At 69.5% G+C, this 16,403-nt stretch carries 16 protein-coding genes and 2 pseudogenes; 6 read left to right on the top strand and 12 right to left on the bottom strand.

What is annotated here, in order from left to right; translation table 11 throughout:
* Window positions 1-44: 44 nt before the first annotated feature.
* From AB0C19_RS00660 to AB0C19_RS00640, 5 genes are all read right to left on the bottom strand, one after another.
* The gene (locus AB0C19_RS00660) at window positions 45-710 is read right to left on the bottom strand and encodes a DUF2306 domain-containing protein (protein WP_238684081.1); all 666 of its coding nucleotides are present in this window, start codon (window positions 708-710) and stop codon (window positions 45-47) included.
* 98 nt (window positions 711-808) lie between these two features.
* Entirely contained in the window at window positions 809-1,471 is a 663-nt protein-coding gene (locus tag AB0C19_RS00655) for a response regulator transcription factor (protein ID WP_357177368.1), read from the bottom strand.
* Window positions 1,468-2,607, bottom strand: coding sequence for a sensor histidine kinase (locus AB0C19_RS00650; RefSeq protein ID WP_238684079.1), 1,140 nt, complete (start codon window positions 2,605-2,607; stop codon window positions 1,468-1,470). The genes AB0C19_RS00655 and AB0C19_RS00650 overlap by 4 nt, the downstream gene beginning before the upstream one ends.
* A gap of 4 nt (window positions 2,608-2,611) precedes the next feature.
* Window positions 2,612-3,115, bottom strand: coding sequence for a tetratricopeptide repeat protein (locus tag AB0C19_RS00645; protein ID WP_357177365.1), 504 nt, complete (start codon window positions 3,113-3,115; stop codon window positions 2,612-2,614).
* 51 nt (window positions 3,116-3,166) lie between these two features.
* Complete coding sequence (locus AB0C19_RS00640) at window positions 3,167-3,556, bottom strand: hypothetical protein (protein WP_357177363.1); 390 nt, start codon at window positions 3,554-3,556, stop codon at window positions 3,167-3,169.
* Between AB0C19_RS00640 and AB0C19_RS00635 the strand changes: the two genes are divergently transcribed.
* Together AB0C19_RS00635 and AB0C19_RS00630 are read left to right on the top strand one after the other, a co-directional pair.
* Complete coding sequence (locus tag AB0C19_RS00635; protein WP_357177361.1) at window positions 3,551-4,036, top strand: hypothetical protein; 486 nt, start codon at window positions 3,551-3,553, stop codon at window positions 4,034-4,036. The two genes, AB0C19_RS00640 and AB0C19_RS00635, sit on opposite strands and share 6 nt — an antisense overlap.
* A 169-nt stretch (window positions 4,037-4,205) precedes the next feature.
* Window positions 4,206-5,471, top strand: coding sequence for a PHB depolymerase family esterase (locus tag AB0C19_RS00630; protein WP_357177359.1), 1,266 nt, complete (start codon window positions 4,206-4,208; stop codon window positions 5,469-5,471).
* Window positions 5,472-5,541: 70 nt separating this feature from the next.
* On the opposite strand, the pseudogene AB0C19_RS00625 reads toward AB0C19_RS00630, so the two are convergent.
* The 6 genes and pseudogenes from AB0C19_RS00625 to AB0C19_RS00600 form a co-directional block, all read right to left on the bottom strand.
* Window positions 5,542-5,970, bottom strand: a pseudogene (locus AB0C19_RS00625) (RICIN domain-containing protein); the annotation flags it as partial.
* Window positions 5,971-6,003: 33 nt separating this feature from the next.
* Window positions 6,004-6,288, bottom strand: a pseudogene (locus tag AB0C19_RS00620) (cellulose-binding protein); the annotation flags it as partial.
* Between the two features lie 1,176 nt (window positions 6,289-7,464).
* The gene (locus AB0C19_RS00615) at window positions 7,465-7,986 is read right to left on the bottom strand and encodes a hypothetical protein (protein ID WP_266301965.1); all 522 of its coding nucleotides are present in this window, start codon (window positions 7,984-7,986) and stop codon (window positions 7,465-7,467) included.
* 9 nt (window positions 7,987-7,995) lie between these two features.
* The gene (locus tag AB0C19_RS00610; RefSeq protein ID WP_357177356.1) at window positions 7,996-8,505 is read right to left on the bottom strand and encodes a hypothetical protein; all 510 of its coding nucleotides are present in this window, start codon (window positions 8,503-8,505) and stop codon (window positions 7,996-7,998) included.
* 55 nt (window positions 8,506-8,560) lie between these two features.
* Window positions 8,561-10,216: an RICIN domain-containing protein gene (locus AB0C19_RS00605; RefSeq protein WP_357177354.1), complete on the bottom strand. Its 1,656-nt coding sequence runs from the start codon at window positions 10,214-10,216 to the stop codon at window positions 8,561-8,563.
* Between the two features lie 62 nt (window positions 10,217-10,278).
* Window positions 10,279-11,793: a family 43 glycosylhydrolase gene (locus AB0C19_RS00600; RefSeq protein WP_357177352.1), complete on the bottom strand. Its 1,515-nt coding sequence runs from the start codon at window positions 11,791-11,793 to the stop codon at window positions 10,279-10,281.
* A gap of 259 nt (window positions 11,794-12,052) precedes the next feature.
* Here AB0C19_RS00600 and AB0C19_RS00595 point away from each other — a divergent pair, with 259 nt between their 5' ends.
* Window positions 12,053-12,487, top strand: a complete 435-nt coding sequence (locus AB0C19_RS00595) for a glutaredoxin domain-containing protein (RefSeq protein WP_357177350.1) — start codon at window positions 12,053-12,055, stop codon at window positions 12,485-12,487.
* Window positions 12,488-12,500: 13 nt separating this feature from the next.
* On the opposite strand, the gene AB0C19_RS00590 is transcribed toward AB0C19_RS00595, so the two are convergent.
* Window positions 12,501-13,688 carry an amidohydrolase family protein gene (locus AB0C19_RS00590; protein WP_357177347.1) on the bottom strand — a complete coding sequence of 396 codons (1,188 nt, stop codon included), beginning with the start codon at window positions 13,686-13,688 and terminating at the stop codon, window positions 12,501-12,503.
* A gap of 268 nt (window positions 13,689-13,956) precedes the next feature.
* Here AB0C19_RS00590 and AB0C19_RS00585 point away from each other — a divergent pair, with 268 nt between their 5' ends.
* The 3 genes from AB0C19_RS00585 to AB0C19_RS00575 all read left to right on the top strand — a co-directional run bounded on the left by AB0C19_RS00585 (window position 13,957) and on the right by AB0C19_RS00575 (window position 16,371).
* Window positions 13,957-14,376 carry a VOC family protein gene (locus tag AB0C19_RS00585; protein ID WP_357177345.1) on the top strand — a complete coding sequence of 140 codons (420 nt, stop codon included), beginning with the start codon at window positions 13,957-13,959 and terminating at the stop codon, window positions 14,374-14,376.
* A gap of 62 nt (window positions 14,377-14,438) precedes the next feature.
* Window positions 14,439-15,317: a DUF1963 domain-containing protein gene (locus tag AB0C19_RS00580; protein WP_357177343.1), complete on the top strand. Its 879-nt coding sequence runs from the start codon at window positions 14,439-14,441 to the stop codon at window positions 15,315-15,317.
* 100 nt (window positions 15,318-15,417) lie between these two features.
* Entirely contained in the window at window positions 15,418-16,371 is a 954-nt protein-coding gene (locus tag AB0C19_RS00575; protein ID WP_357177341.1) for a cyclase family protein, read from the top strand.
* Window positions 16,372-16,403: the final 32 nt, after the last annotated feature.

Genomic DNA, 16,403 nt, shown 5'->3' with positions numbered 1-16,403 from the left:
CACGGCAGCCACACCGTCAGGTGCGACAGGGGGACCGCAGCCCCTCAGCCTTTCTGCCGCTCGGGCTCAGCTCGGCGCAGGGCCGCCGCGGTGACGACCGGAGCCGGACGTCGCAGGTACCACTCGGCCACCGCAAGGTTGATCAACCAGCCGGCGACCACCAGGCCGGCCCGGAGGTTCCCGTTGGGCTGTTCACCGGTCGCGATGAGGTACGGCGCGTGGGTGAACGCCTGGGTGCCGGCGCCGAGGCCGATCGCGTAGCCGCGCGCCATCCATCTGCGGTGTTGGGCGATGTCCCGGCGGAGCACGGCGGCGAGACCGAGCAGGATCGCGCCGGCCATGGCCGAGCCGAAGACGAGTCGCATGCCGGCGAGCACGTCGTTGTCATGGGCCGGTAGGTCGTACGCGACGGCCATCCACAGGCCGGTGAAGGCGACCGTCAGCCCGCAGGGGACGAGCGCGCGGCCGGCACGGCGGTGCCAAGAATGACGGCGCAGACGGGGCACGAACTGGAACGCGCCGAGGATCGTGTAGACCACCGCGCCGACGATGTGCAGCACCACCGGCAGCGGATCGGCGACGAAGCGCGCGTTGGCCGCGGTGACCTCCGGTCCGCTGCCCAGCTCGGTGAGGCGTCCGGCGCCGGCGAGCATCGGTATCAGGCCCAGCAGGATCAACGCGGCCGGTAGCCGCCACTCGCGCATCGTCATGCCACCGATGGTGGACGCCGCACCCGCCCCCGCTCATCGGCACAAGGGCCGCGATCGGGTTGGCCCATTGTCGGAGACGGTCGTCGTACTTCCGCCGGTCACCAGTGCCGTCGACGGCGGTTGGTCTCGTACGCCCACATCGCCACCTCGACCCGGTTACGCACCCCCAGCTTGGTCATCAGGCTGGTGACGTGCGACTTGACAGTGCTCAACGTGATGTAGAGCTCGTCGGCGATCTCCTGGTTGGTGCGTCCCCGCGCGACGGCGACCAGGACCTGCTCCTCCCGGTCGGTGAGCGCCTCGATGGGCTGCGCGCGCGGTGCGGCCGGATCCGCGTCGGCGAACGCCTTCAGCAGCCGCGTGGTGACGCTCGGCGCGATCAGCGCGTCCCCGTTGGCGGCGGCGTGCACGGCCTGGCTGAGCAGGTCAGGGCCGGCCTCCTTGAGCAGGAAGCCGCGGGCGCCGGCCCGCAGCGCCGCGTACACGTACTCGTCGAGGTCGAAGGTCGTGATGACGACCACCGCGAGCGGCTCCGGGACCGTTGGCCCGGCGAGCGCCCGGGTGGCCTCGATGCCGTCCAAGCCCGGCATCCGGATGTCGAACAGACACACGTCGGGGCGGAGCCGCCGGGCGAGCTCGACCGCCTGGCGGCCGTCGCCCGCCCCACCGACGACCTCGATGCCGGGCTGCGTGTTCAGGATGATCGTGAGGCCGGTACGGACGATCTCCTGGTCGTCCGCCACGAGCACGCGAACCGTCACGCGCCGACCCCCTCGCGCGGAAGCACGGCCGTGACGGTCCATCCACTGTCGGGATCGGGGCCAGCCTCGCAGGTGCCTCCGAGCAGGTCGGCGCGCTCCATCATGCCCACCAGGCCGAAACCGGGCGAGCCGGTCGGACGGGCGGCGCCGGCCTCACCATCGTCGCTGACCCGCAAACGCACTGACGTGTCATCGGCCGCGACGCTGACCTCGATCCGGGTGGCGTGGCGCGCGTGGCGACGGGCATTGGTGACCGACTCCTGGGCCAGGCGGTAGAGCGCGGAGCCGACAGTGGGCGGAAGGTCGTCTAGGTCGCCGCGCAGCTCCACGTCGACGGCCGGACCGGTGCGGAACTGGCCGGCGAGCCGCCCGATGTCGGCTACCTGCGGGTTGGGCGCCAGATCGGCGGGCTCGTTGCGGCGCAGGACGCGGACCATCGCGCGCATCTCGGCAAGCGCGCGGGACGCCTCGGCCTCGATGGTGCGCAGCGCCTCGACGGCGGCATCCGGCTCGGTCGTCGACGCGGCGATGCCGGCCTGAGCGCGGATCGCCATCGCCGACACGTGGTGGGCAACCGTGTCGTGCAGGTCGCGGGCGAGCCGTTCACGCTCCAACAGCTTCACCCGATCGAGCTCGCGCAGCCGGGTGGCGGCGCGGAAGCGGATGGCGACACCCAGCGTGGCGGCGGCGAACATCACCGCGAAGCCGGCGACCAGTTCACCGCCGTCGACCGAGCCGACCAGCCCGGCGGCTGTCACCTTGGCCACCACGAAGAACGAACCGAGCACGGCTTCCCGGCCGGAGCCCCAGCGGAACAGCGCGTAGACCAGGAGGACCAGGAAGCTCGCAGTGAACAGCTGGCAGGGATCGCCGGGTAGCACGAACGGGGCGACCGTCGTGCAGCCGAAGGCGATCACCACCATCGCGAGCGGTGCGGTACGCCGCCACAGCAGCGTGGGCAGCAGCGCGAGCGCGACCACGACGCAGCCCACCCGCCAGGGCAGATCGGGTCGGAAGATTCCTTCCACCACGATCGCCGGCGCGAGAGCGGCGATCATCGCCCAGTCGCGCCACGTCCGCGCCGGAGCGGGGGAGACACGCGGCTCGGTCGACACCGCGTGCAGGCGAGGATGCATGGATTCATCGTACGAACGGTGGTGCGACTCCAGATCGTCCCAAAGTACGACCCGGGTGGCCGGTCTCTGGGCGATGGGCTCGATTACGTGAGCTGGAGCTTGGCGCGGACGGCGGCGGCGTCCGGATGGTCGAGGGCCGTGAAGATGTCCAGTGCCCGCTGCCAGTCGGCCCGGCCGGAAACGGGGTCGCGCGGGCGTGGCGGGTGTCACCGAGCCGGCTGAGAGTGTCCGCCTCGCCCCAGAGGTCCCCGAGGTCGCGCGTCAGCTCGAGCGTGCGCTCGTAGCACTGCACGGCCCGGCCGTACCGGCCGAGGTGATGGTGTGCGAAGCCGAGGCTGTCCCAGGTGGCGGCCTCGCCGGCGCGGTCGTCGAGCTGCTGCAGGAGTTCGAGTGCCCGCTCGCAGTACGCCAACGCCCCCAGGTGCTCGCCGAGCTGGGCAAGGCACCAGCCGACCGCGTTGAGTGCGTCGGCCTGGGCCCTGCGGTGGCCGGCGGCCTCGGCCAGCACAAGGGTCCGCTTCGAGTGCTCGAGGGCCTTCCGGGGCTCGCCCTGCCGGTCTCACAACGAGGCGAGGTTGTGGTGCGTACGCGCCTCGCCCTCGGTGTCTCCAGCGCGGACGTACAGGTCGAGGGCCTGTTCGAGGTGGTCCAGCGCGTCGGCGTATTGGCTGACCACGGTGTGGCCGCCGGCGAGGAAGCGATGCGCGACCGCCTGTGCGACCGGGTCATCGAGGCGCTGGGCGGCGAGCAGGGCCGCCCGGCAGGTCTCGACGCGGTCGTGCCAGTGCCCCTGTCGGTCGAGGAACGTGTCGAGGGCCCGCCCCAGCCGCCAGGTGTGCGCGTCGAACCCGGCGCTGGCGGCCTGCCGGAGCGCGGCGAGCAGGACCGGGTGTTCCGCGGTCAACCACGCCATCGCCTCCGCGTGGGTGGTGGGTCGCTCAGGATGCACGCCGTCAGCACCTGTTCCGACGGCGGCCTGCGCGCGACGCCGTCGAGCGGCTCGGCCCGCGCCGCCGGTGACATCACGACCAACGCGATTCCGGTGCCCACGCCGCCCGCGTTCCCGCCGGGCACCCCGTGCTACCGCGAGGAGGTCTACGAGACTGCCGCCTACACCACCATCTACGAGCTGTACTTCCAGGCGAGCGTCTGCCTGTTCTCCAACGAGATCGTGCTGTACGGCCTGGACACGTCCCTCTCCTTCCCCAACGACGTGCAGGACCCCCGACTGACCTCGATGCAGTTCGTCGTGCGGGACCAGGTCGTCAGCTACAGCCCGACCGAGAAGGACGGCTACTCCGAGCTGTGGGTGACGTTCTGCCCCGATCCGGCGCAGCCGAGCGCCTGCCAGCGGTATCTGCACCGGCTGGGCCTCATCTTCAACCCCGCCTGGGTCTACCCGTTCTCCGTGTTCCAGCGCCTGAGCTGACTGTGCGGGCGGCCTTCCTCCCGTGACTGGTCAGGGCGTCTTCCGCGTAGCTCCGAGGGCGCGGGGCGCCCTGATCACTCGTGCCGGCACCGGTTGCCAGCGGATCTCCGCGGCGTTACGTTGAGGTGCCATCGATGAGCTTCTACATCGCAAGGTACCGGGGGCCCGCATGTCCACGTCTGTCACTCGCCGCACCGTCCTGACCGGTGGGGCCGGTGCCGCCATCGGCCTGGCCCTGCCCGGCGCCGCCGCCCACGCCGATGGGCGCCATTCCACCAGCGTGAGCTTCACTCTCGACGCGAGAACGCTCGACGGCGGTGAGCAGGTCACCTCGGTCACCCTCGACACCCGCCGGCTCGGGTCGATCGACCCGGCGGGGCTGACCCCCGCCACGTTCAGCGTCCACGCCAAGGCCACCAGTCCGATCCCGATCGCTCCCGGCGATCAGATCTTCAGCGAGTACGACCTGGACCGCACGGTGACCGCCGCCCGACTCGACCGGCACGGCAACATCGTGCTGGAGTTGAGCCACGCCGAGGGTCAACCCGGCGGTGGGACCCTCGGCTACATCCTGAGCAGGGGCCGCAACGTCCGGCTGGACCTCGTCTACACCATCACCCAGAACACCCCGGTGGTCCGGCGTCGCGGCTCGCCGGTGATCATCAGCCGCTTCGTGCAGGCAGGGCTGTCGAACCCGGAGGTGGACGCCTTCAGCTACCACGTCTCGGGGTCGGGTATGAAGTACCGGCTGTACTCGCCCGACCACTCGCCCCGGCACGGCCGGCGACCGTTGATCGTCTGGTTGCACGGTGGCGGCGAGGGCGCCTCTCTGCCTGACGACTACTACGACAACGAGACCACGCTGCGCGCCAACCGGGGAGCGCTCGGCTTCGCCACCCCGCAGGCCCAGCGGATCTTCTCCGGCGCGTACGTCGTCGCCCCGCAGAGCACCTCCTACTGGATGGAGGACGGCCCCCGGTTCGCCCCGCTGATCCGCGAGATCGTTGCGGACCTCGTCCGCCGCAAGCGTGTCGACCCGGACCGGATCTACGTGGTCGGTTGCAGCAACGGCGGCTACATGTCCCTGGAGATGACCTCGACGTACCCCGACCTGTTCGCCGCCTCGGTGCCGATCTGCGGTGTCGTCGAGCCGCTCAGCGGGGAGGGCCCGCCGCTGATCACCGACGCGGAGTTGGCGAGCATTCGGACCCCGACCTGGCTGGTCACCTCGCGCGACGACGACACAGTGCCACCGGAGACGAACACGGTCCACGCCCACGACCTCATCCCGGGATCACTGATCAGCCTGTACGACCGCGTCGTCTGGAACGGCTACCAGTTCCCCGGTCACTGGTCCTGGATCTACGTGGCCCGCAACGACCCGAGCCTCAACGGCACCCATATCTGGCAGTGGATGGCCCGCCGCCGTCGGTGATCTGCTGGCCGGCGAGGCGGAAGTTCGGCTCCGGGTCGGCCCTGCGAGGTCGACCCGGAGCCGGGGACGTTCAGCTGACCCGGGTCAGGCGCCAGTTGTTCCTGGTGCTGCCGTTGTCGGCGTACTGGACGGCCTGGGTGCCCCAGGTGCTGGACCCGTTGAGGATGGCGAGCACCTTGCCGCTGTTGACGTTGCGGATCCGGTAGGACCCGTCGCTGTTGGCCACCAGGGTCCAGCGATGGTCGGCGGTGCCGTTGTCGCTCCACTGCATGACGCGGGCGTTGTCGGCGGTCGACATGTTCTCGACGCCGAGGACCTTGCCGCTGTTGACGTTGCGGAACCGGAACGCGTTGCCGTCGGTGACCCTTACCCAGTTGTGGTCGGCGGTGCCGCTGTCACCCCAGACCACGGCCAGACCGCCATCGGCGGTGGACATGTTCTGTACGCCGAGAACCAGGCCGGTGTCGACGTTGACCAGCTTGTAGGTGTCCCCGGGGCTGGTGGCGCTCACGCTGGTCACGAAGGTCATCACGCTTCGGGCGGGAAGCGTGACGGTGAGCGAGCCGTTCGACATGCTGAGCGCGCCCTGGGGCGCGACGGTCCTGCTGCCGTCGGTCAGCCAGTTCGAGACACTGCCGGAGGCGGTGGCGTTGGACAGTGTGAACTGTTGGCTCACCGACGAGGTGTTCTTGTTGATGGCGACGATGACGACTGTGTCGCCGCCCCGGTACGCCGAGACGTAGACGTTCGAGGCGGGGTTCGCCGTCGCGTCGATCCGTACGTACCCGGGGCGGACGAACCTGGCGAAGTGCGCCATCATGGCGCCGCGCTTGCTGATCTGGCCGTCCTCCCGCATGGGGCCGTAGCTGCGCCGGAGATACCACCAGACGTACGCCTGGAACTCGGCGTCCACCATGGCGCGGTGGACGTGTTCCCCCACGTCGAGCGCCTCGGGCCAGGCGTCACCCGAATTGGTGTTGCTGTTGGGGTAGTAGACCTCTGTCATCCAGAGTTCCTTGCCCGCGCCCTTCTGCTTGAAGAGGGGGTAGGGGAAGTTCGCGTACGACGTGCCGTAGAGGTGCGCACCGATGATGTCCACGTTGGCGAGCGCCGCGGAGTCGTTGAGGATCGGGTCCGACACGGACTTCACGTACTGGAAGGACTCCGGAGCGATGACCCTGGTGCTGATCGAGCCGGCGTTCTCCCGCAGGAACCGGAGCATCTCCGAGGACGTCCACCACGTCCATTCGGCCGCGTAGTCCGGCTCGTTCTGCACTGATATGCCGTACAGGTTGACGCCGTTGTTGCGCATGTGGGTGGTGAAGTCGTTCAGGTGCGTGGCGTAGGCGCCGTACGAGCTGTATCGGAGCCGTCTCGCGTTGGTCTGGTTGCCGCGAGTGAAGGTCTCGATCATGCTGGCCGGCGGGTTCCACGGCGATGCGAAGACTGTGGCTCCGAGTGCGACAGCGCGCTGCGCGGTCGCCAGATCGCGGCTCCAGTCCGCCTGGGTCTCGTTGACGGGGATCCTCAGCAGGGAGAACCCCAGCCGACCCTCGCCGGTGCCGAACGCCGTGTCCCGCTGGGCGGCCGTCAGGTCGCCGATCCAGGCCGCGTGGGCCATGGCGCCGAAGCCGCGGATCGTCTGCCGCGTTGCCGACGGGTTGATGCTGGCCGGCGCGGCAACGGCTTCGGTGGCCCCCACGACCGTCGCGACCGCTGCGACCGGTACGGCCCCCATCGTCGTCAGGACGGTGCGCCGGGTCAGCAGTTTCCGTTCGCCGCTCACCTGCTCATTCTGATCGTGCGTCATGTCTTGTCCTCCTGGGTGGTGGTGGTACGCGCCCGCTCGGTCCCGTCGGCCCGGTCGGCACCGGTCTGCTGCGCTGTCACGGGGTTGACCGTGCTCGTGACGATCGATCCGGCTCTGATTGATCGTCATAACTGTTAACGCTAACAGACTTGTTACGCCTCTGGCATCGGTAGGCGTGGATCATTACTTGCGGCGTAGTTCCCGCAACACGCCGTGCCGGCGCACCGCCCACGCGAGACGCCGGACGCGCGGGTGCCACACGAACAGCACCGCAGCCCGGCGGATCAGGCCGAAGCGGTTGTCGCTCAGCTGGTTCTCGATCGCCTGCCAGATCAGCTCGCGCACCTTGGCGCTGGCCAACACCGCCCGTACCTCACGCCGCACCACAGGATCCTCGGCCGCCGACGCGATGGCGGCAGCCTGACCCGGCCGGTCCGCCAACGGCTCCACCGCCGCCGCGACGAGCGGCCTGCGCACCTCGTCCCGCTCCAGAAGCAGCAACACCGCTTCCCGAATCTCGACGGTGTCCAAGGCGGACCGCAGCAGGCTCAGCAGGCTGCGCTCCACCTCGTGGTCATGGTCCGGAACGGACAGCGTCGCCAGCAGCCCCGCGATCTCCTCGAGATCGACGACGTGTCGCACCCCGGCACGGAACTCCGGCAGCTCCCACGCGACCTGTAGAGCCTTGACGAGATTGCGGTTCATGGGCCATCGCTACCCGCAAGCGCCAGCCGGCGAAACCCCGACCTGACGCCGGATGAACTGGATACCGGCGGTCGTGGTGGCCACCAGCGCCGCAGCTGCGGCGACCAGTAGCAGGGTGGTCTCCGCCAGGACGGCGTGCATGTATTCGCCGCCGTTCGCGGTGGCCGAAAGGTACCGCTCGGCTGCGATCAGGTTGAGGGGCACGGCGATGAGCGCGCTAACCCACCACCTCGTCCTTGGCGCGGTCGGTGCGCCCGCTGGTCGCGCGCGCCCGGTCCGGATGAACCAGTTGGCGACGCTGGCCGAGGCGGTGAGCAGCGTGAGGATCAGCAGACAGAATGTCGCTGTGGACAACTCACGAAGCGACACGATGCTGTCGAGGATCTCCACTATGCCGGACCCGTCATGGGTCACCCCGCCGACGCGGCGCTCGTATGCCCCAAGAGCGACGAGGGTGTGGGTGACGTCGACGACCGTGAGTGCGACCAGGGCGGTCACGGCGATGCGGGAGCTCGGCATCTGGCGACGATAGCCCTCGTTCGCAACTTTCGTGAGTCGCTCTGCCGAGTGCCTCTCAGCACCATGTAAGGGTCGAATTCACCCGGGTGACGTTGCTGATCGTGTTGTTCGCCCCACCGCAGGGGCTCTGGGTGATGTTGGTTCCGCTGACTGTCAGATTCTGGAACCGGATGCCAGAGGAGATCGGGAACTCGCTCCGGGCCGCGATCCGCACCTCGCCGCCGCCCGTCACCGTCCCGGACACCCCGGCGATGACGACGTTGTAGCAGTTCTCCACCAGGATCGAGTTGTTCCCCGTGTTCGAGATCGTCACCCGGTCGATGACCGCGCCGCCGGACTCGGACACGCAGAAGATCCCCCGGCCACCGCCGGACGCGAGCACGGTTCCGACCCGGATGTTTGTCGGGTACGAGTTGCCCACCCGGCCGTTGCGGTTGGCCATCCGGAACGCCGCGTACCCGGTTCCGGCCCCGGCGCCCTGCGCGTCGACGGTGCCCACCGTGGCGTTGATCGTGTCGTTGAGGAGCAGGCCGGAGTCCCGTGTGTTCCGGGCCGTGACAGTGCCGATCGTCAGACCGTCCACGCCGTACGTCTCCACCCCGTGAGTGCCGGTCCCCGACACGTACACGTTGTCGATGCGGACGTTGCGGACCTTCACCGCCCGATCTCCACCGTGGTTGTCGATGCGTACGCCCAGACCGGCGGAAAGCCGCATGTCGATCTGCCCGAGAGTCAGGTTGTTCACGTTGCGCATGAAGATCCCGTACAGCGGCGAACCGGTCAGCGTGAGGTTCTGCACCTCGACGTCAGTGGTTCCCCGCGAGTAGACCGGCGCCTGGTCTCCCGAGCCCGACCCGGTCACGTTGATCGTGCCGCACACGGCCAGGGTCGTGTACGACGGCAGCGACAACCGCGAGCCCGCGCTCATCGAGCCGGAACCGCGAACCACCACCCGCTGCTTCGACGTACGACCCGCCGACAGCGAGTTGACCGCCGCCTGCATCGCCGACAGCATGTCCGCGCCCGAGTAGACAGTCGACGAGCCATTGCGGGCCGTCCAGGTGCTCCCGCTCAGTACGGCCTCGGCGTTGGTCGACCCGCTGCCACAGCCGGTGGTCGGTGGCGTGCCGCCGCCTACCGCGACCAGCTGCCACTGCTGGTTCGGGCCGTTGAGGTCGGCGTACTGACTGATCCGGCCGCCGTCGGCGGTGGACCGCTCCCAGACCTCGAGTGCCTTGGCCGAGTGGCGGTTGATCAGTCGGACGTAACCACTGTCGGAGTCGAGGACCTGGAACTGCTGGTTGGTGCCGTTGGCATCGGGCCACTGGCGGTACTCGGCGCCGTCGGCGGTGTTCCACTCCCAGAGGTCGACGACCTTGCCGCTGTGCCGGGCCTTGAGGCGGTAGTAGCCGCTGCCGGAGGAGACGAACTGGAACTGTTGCCACGCGCCGTCGTTACGGGACCACTGCTGGATCACCGCGCCGTCTGCCGTCGAGGTGTCCCGGACGTCGAGGACCTTGCCGCTGTTCCGGTTGACCAGGACGTAGTAGGCGTTGGTGTCGATACTCGCCGCCGCAGCCGGCGGTGCGCCGACCAGAGCGGCACCGGCCGCGGCGACCAGCGTGGTGATCATGGCGAGCACCAGGCCCGTACGCCGGCCGCGACGGATCGACAGACCGCCGGACGGTCTTCTCGTGCTGATGAACGGCATCGCTCCTCCTGGCTGTAATGGGCTCCGGGCGTACCTGGACGGGTGTCGACGACAGCGGGCGCCTAGTCCAGGTGGAAGGTGGCCGAGGCGCGTTCGGCGCTCGAACTGACCGCCTCGATGTAGAGCAGTCCGTCGCGGTGGCGCACGTGGCGGCCCGGGAAGTTCTGCGACTCGAGGGAGATCCCGGCGCTGTCGGCGAGGCCGGCCTGGCGACGGAAGCTTGCGTCGCCGCCGAACAGCGCCGAGCCGTCGTTCTTCTCCACGTACAGGGCGTAGCCCCGGTGGCGTAGGTAGTAACCGGGGAAATTGGTCGATTCCAGCGACACCGAACCGCCGCCGGCGAGGCCGGTGACGATGCGGAACTGGGTGTCGGCCAGGTTGGTGACGTTCGGCTCGATCCGGGCTCGGTAGTCGTAGTGCCGGATGTAGCTGCTGGCCTGGTCATGTGACCGCAGCCGCACCGGTGTGGCACCGTCGGGGACCGGGATGCCGAAGTTCGGGGTGCCGTCGGCGTTCCAGTACACCTTCTGTAGCCGGGTGCGTCGGTTCGGGTCGTTGAGCGGATCGCCGGTGATGTCGCGGTAGTTCCGGTCGTGGTAGACGAGGATGTCGCTCTGCCCGTCCTCGGAGACGGTGAACGAGTTGTGGCCGGGGCCGTACTGGCCGGTGGCCGCGTTGCTGGCGAACACCGGGTTGGGGCTCTTGCTCCAGGAGGCGGCGTCGAGCAGGTTCGCGCTGGCGGAGGCGCTCAGCATCCCGAGGCAGTAGTTGGCGTCCGTGGCGCTGGCCGAGTAGGTCAGGAAGATTCGGCCGTTTCGTTGGATCACCGCCGGTCCCTCGGCAACCCGGTAGCCGCGGGTCTCCCAGTCGTACGTCGGCACGACGAGTCGAGTCACGGTGCCGGTGATCTGCCACGGATTGGCACCCATCCGGGCGAGGTAGACGTTGGAGTTGTTTCCGATCGACGGCTCCTGCTGTGCCCAGGTCAGATAGCGCACCCCGTTTGCGACGAAGGTCGAGGCGTCCAGGCTGAAGGTGTCCCAGGGTGTGGTGATCCGGCCGCGTTCGGTCCACGAACCGGCCAGCGGATTCGCGTTGGCGTTCTCCAACACGTACATCCGGATCCGCCACACGTCGTCGGTGCGGCCCGCGGCGAAGTAGACGTACCACCGGTTGTTTATGAAGTGGATTTCCGGCGCCCAAATGTGAGCGCCCATCTCTCCGCTGGTGTGGCGGCTCCAGATCGTCGTCTCCGCCGCCGTCGCCAACCCTTGCAGGGTGGTCGCCCGGCGCAGGACGATGCGGTCGTACTGCGGCACCGTCGCGGTCAGGTAGTAGTAGCCGTCGGTGTGCCGGAAGATGTGCGGGTCGGCCCGCTGGTTCACCAACGGGTTCGTGTAGGTGACGGCGGGTGCGGCCTGTGCCGGCGCGGCCACGGTCAGGCCGGCCGACACGGCCAAGACCGCCAGCACCGCGGCCAGCATCGACCGCAGACGCCGAGGGATGCCGTGGCCGGCGGGCCCCCGGTGGACGGCCCGACGGCTGTTCGGGTCGGTTCGAGGGAATGGCAGCGGCATCTGTCCTCCGCGAGCTTGGGAACGGTCATTGACCAGCACCGGTACGACTGCGGCGATCCCGTAGCCGATCCGGTCGTCGCCGCGCGGCGACGTCGGGCAGGACCGGGGGAGAGGCGCGAAGGGCTGGGAATGTGACTGTGGCGTTGCGATCAGGTGGCGGAGTTCATGTTGGCGTTAACATCGATACCTGTCAAGGTGTTGTGGCCGCCCACCTGGCCGGAACGGCGACCATCACGTACCTGGAGGTAGGGTCATCGGCGTGCTGCGACGGTGGGCTCTGGCGATCCTGATGGCGGCGTTCGGCGTGGTGGTGGCGGTGACCCAAGTGGCCGATGGTCTGCCCGTCGTCGGCGGCGTCGAGTTGTTGGTCCTCCTGGCGTTGGCGCTGCTGCTGTCACCGTGGGCCTTCCCCCGCTCGTTGGGCGCCGCCGAGGCGCAGCGGGCCAGCGCGGTCGACGGCCGGCCCATCGTGTACTGGCGTCCCGGCTGTCACTACTGCCTCCGGCTCCGGTTCTCCCTCGGCCGGCTCGCCCGGCGGGCGCACTGGGTGGACATCTGGCGTGACCCGGCCGCTGCCGCCGCCGTCCGGGCGGTAGCCGGCGGTAACGAGACGGTGCCCACCGTCGTGCTCGGCGATCAGGCCGTCGTGAACCCCGACCGGGCCTGGTTCCGCCAGCAGCTCCGCTCGTCCTGACCCGGCGACACCCTCATCTCACGAGGTGACCGGCGAGGTACACAGCGAGCGGGCGGCGCAGCACAGTGATGTCGCTCGTCGGATCGCCGTCCACGATCAACAGATCGGCGTCGAACCCGGGGTGGACGCGGCCCTTGCGTCGACCCAGGCCACACACCTCGGCGCCGATTGAGGTCGCCGCGGCGAGGGCGGCGGTGGCGGGCATGCCGCAGACCACGTACTCGACGAGCGTCTCGGGCAGGATCCCGTGCGGTTTCGCGGGGCCGAGACCCGCGTCCGAACCGGCCACCAGGCGGACCCCGGCCCGGTGCAGTGTGGCAACGGCGTCGCGCAGCGTGGCCTCGCTGAGCCCGGCCCGCGCCGCCATCTCCACCACCTCCGGCGGCGTGACCACGGCCGGGTCGGTGCCGAGCGTGGCACAGACCGCCACCCCGGACGCGGCCAGTCGGTCCGCGAGCTCAGCGGGAACACGGGCGCCGGCCGCGGTGACACAGGTGCAGTGCTCGATGCCGTCCACACCGACGCGCAGCGCCTGCTCGACCGCGCTGAGCGCGTGCGCGTGCGCGGTCACCGGCAGACCCAGCTTGTGGGCCTGTGTCAGTGCGGCGGCCAGTTCCTCATCGGTGAACTGCGGCCTCGTGGTGTCGGTGCCCGGGGTGAACACCCCGCCGCTGGCCATGACCTTCACCAGATCGGCACCGGCCGCCGCCCGGAGACGTACGGCCTCGCGAACCCCGTCGACACCGCTCGCCTCACCCCCCAACGACCAGCAGTGCCCGCCGACGCTGGTGAGCGGTGCGCCCGACCCCACCACCGTCGGAAGGTCGTCCCGCACCCGCCGATCCCGCCACCGCAGCACCGCGTCACGCCGGTCGCCCAGGTCCCGGACCGTCGTGACGCCGGCCGTCAGGTGCGTACGTAGCGACGCCTCGACGACCGCTTCGAGGTCCGATTCGGGATGATCGGCGAGCTGGCCCAGCGCGTCGGGCCCGGCGTCGGCGCACAGGTGCACGTGCGCGTCGACCAAGCCGGGCAGCAGCGTGCCGTTCGGTTCCTCGCGTACCGGCCAGCCGTCCGGCGCCTCGGCGTTGCCTCGGTGCACCGCGGCGATGCGCCCCTCGTCGAGCAGGACCAGCACCCCACCGTCCACGAGCCGTTCGCCGTCGAACATCCGGGCCACCCGGACACCAAGCTTCGTCATCGTCACCCCAACCCGCCTGCTCGGACACTGCCGTCACCACCGACGCCCACGATGCCCTCGTCCACTGGCGGCCGCCGGTCATGGCTTGACCATCGCACCGCCACTGGCGCACGGCCTCCCTCACCAGAGCGATATGCCATCCCCCTGCCGGGTCGGCACCTGTTGGGTCGGTCGGGACATCACCAGCCGCAGTGGCGTTTTCGCAAACATCTGCGGGGGATACGCCGCCCGACTTCTCGCGCTGGACGGGCGACGACAGGAGGACGGCATGGAGTTGGCCAACCCGGCACCCGACTACTTCGAGCCCGAGGACGGCATGTTCCTCGCGACATTGCTGATCGTTCGCGACCTGGCGCGGTCCCGGGAGTACTACGAGCGGGTGTTCGGGGCGACCTGCGTCCACGAGAGCAGCCCGCTGATCATGAAGTTCTTCAACAGCTACATCATCATCAACGTCGAGGGCGGTCCGACGGACGACAAGCCGACGGTGCAGGCCAAGGCACCGGCCGACTCCAACACCCTGAGCTGCGCGATGAACGTCCGGGTCCGGGACATTCGGAAGCTCTACGAGGAGTGGAAGTCCCGGGGCGCGGACTTCCTCACCGAGCCGAAGGACCACGGAACGGAGATCCGCTGCTACCTGCGCGACCCGGACGGCTACCTGGTCGAGGTGGGGCAGGGGCTCTGACCATCGAGCCACCCGGTCGCCTGGCGTCCTCTCGTCGTATCCGCGTGGCATCATGCTGGGCCATGGATCATCAAGGGCAGCTCCGCCGTGCCGCGATAGAGCTGGGCATTCCGGACGACGAGATCGGCAGGTTCGCCGAACACCTGCGCCTCGCGATCCGGTTGGGCGGGGGTTCCGGCGGTGCCCCGGTCGGGCAGTTCGGTGGCTTGCCCCGACTGCCGGTGGGCACCGACTGGCCGACCGCCGGAGCCAGCCCGCTGCCGTTCGTCTTCTCCGTCGACTGTGCGGCCCTGCCGAGAGTCGACGGCTTCGGCCTGCCGGCCGATGGGTCGCTGCGCTTCTTCCTGGCCCACGAGGAGGACCACCTGGCCGGTGGCGCCGGCGACCGGAAATACGCGCGGGTCCTGTACGTGCCGGCCGACACCGCAACCGAGGTGGCGGAAGAACCCAGCATCCTCAACTTCGTCGGCGAGCAGTACGACGTCTTCGCCACGCTGAGCGCGGAGCTGCCCCCATGGATCGCCACGCACGACGATGAGGACGAGGACGACCTGTCGCCCTTCCAGCAGCAGCTGGCCCATGACCTGAAGCGTGACCTGCCGCATCTGGAGGAGCTCCGCGCGCTGGCCGACGACCTCTGGCCGCCCGTCGAGGGGCTTGCCAGCGCCGATATCGGTGGGTATGCCGACGACGAGGTGATCAGGAGCATCGCGGAGCAGGCCCTAGCCGGGCGGGAGAAGGCCGGTCAGATCGTCGTCCCGGTGGCGCAGTGGTATTCCCAGGTGGAGAAGGAGAAGCACCGGCTGACGAGCGAATGGGTGTCGCTCGCCCGGTTTCCCCTGCCCGATGGTTTCTACTACGGCAGCTTCGTGATCCGCCACGACCACCTGGCAGCCGGCCGGCTGGACGAGACGCTCTCCGTGACCGAGTTCAGTGAGTAGAACAGCCCCTGCGCTGCCTGCGGTCATCCGTCGATCAAGCGGCGGACTACTCTGACCTGCGGTGCCTCGAACCCGCGTGACCAGAGGAGTCGATGCTGACATGACGGCAGGACGATCGATGCCGACCCAGGACGAGGTGCTCGGGTACTTCGACACGCTGTCCAACTGGGGGCGGTGGGGCGGCGACGACGAACGTGGCACGCTGAACCACATCACCGACGATGTCCGGCTGGCGGCGGCGCGGGCCGTACGACACGGCAGAAGCGTGTCCTGCGCGTGGGAGGTCTCCGCACCGGGAGACATGGAGCGGTCGACGACGACGTGCCCGTGCACCGCCGACATGCCGGGTGCCGAGAACATGCCGCCCGCCTTCCACGCCGACCGGCGCTGGGGCTTCTCGTCCGAGCGGATCGGCATCTCGTACCACGGCAACACCCTCACCCACCTCGACTCGCCGTGCCACATCTACTGGGACGGCACTATGTACAACGGGCGATCGCACTCGTTCGTCGACGCGGCGACGGGCTCGGCGTGGGCGGCCGTCACGGCGGCCGCGAACGGGATCGTCACGCGTGGTGTCCTGCTGGACGTCGCGGCGGCCCGCGGTGTGCCGTGGCTGGAGCCGGGGGAGGGCGTGTATCCCGACGATCTCGTGGAGGCCGAGCGTCGCCAGGGGGTGCGGGTGCGACCCGGCGACGCGGTACTCCTGCGGACCGGCTATGGCCGTTTCCGGCACGAGAACGGTGCGGCCAGCGGTTTCACGCAGGCCGGCTGGCACGCGTCCTGCCTGCCGTGGCTGCACGAACGCGGGGTGGCGCTGATCGGCGCCGACACCCCCCAGGACGTTCAGCCGTCGGGGTACGACGACGTGTTGATGCCGGTCCACGCCGTGAGCCTCGTCGCGATGGGCCTGTGGATGCTCGACAACTGCGACCTGGAGGCCTGCGCGACGACGGCTGCCGAACTCGGCCAGTGGGACTTCCAGCTGGCGGTCGCACCGGTCCGCTTCGCTGGCACGTCCGGCAGTCCGATCAACCCGATCGCCACGTTCTGACCGGGAAGGAGTACGCGGCGAGGGCTTGTCGC

This window comes from Micromonospora sp. NPDC048842, assembly GCF_040649935.1.
Classification (GTDB): Bacteria; Actinomycetota; Actinomycetes; order Mycobacteriales; family Micromonosporaceae; genus Micromonospora; species Micromonospora hortensis.
Note: the sequence above shows the minus strand (reverse complement) of the source record. Positions and strands in the feature narration are given on the sequence as shown.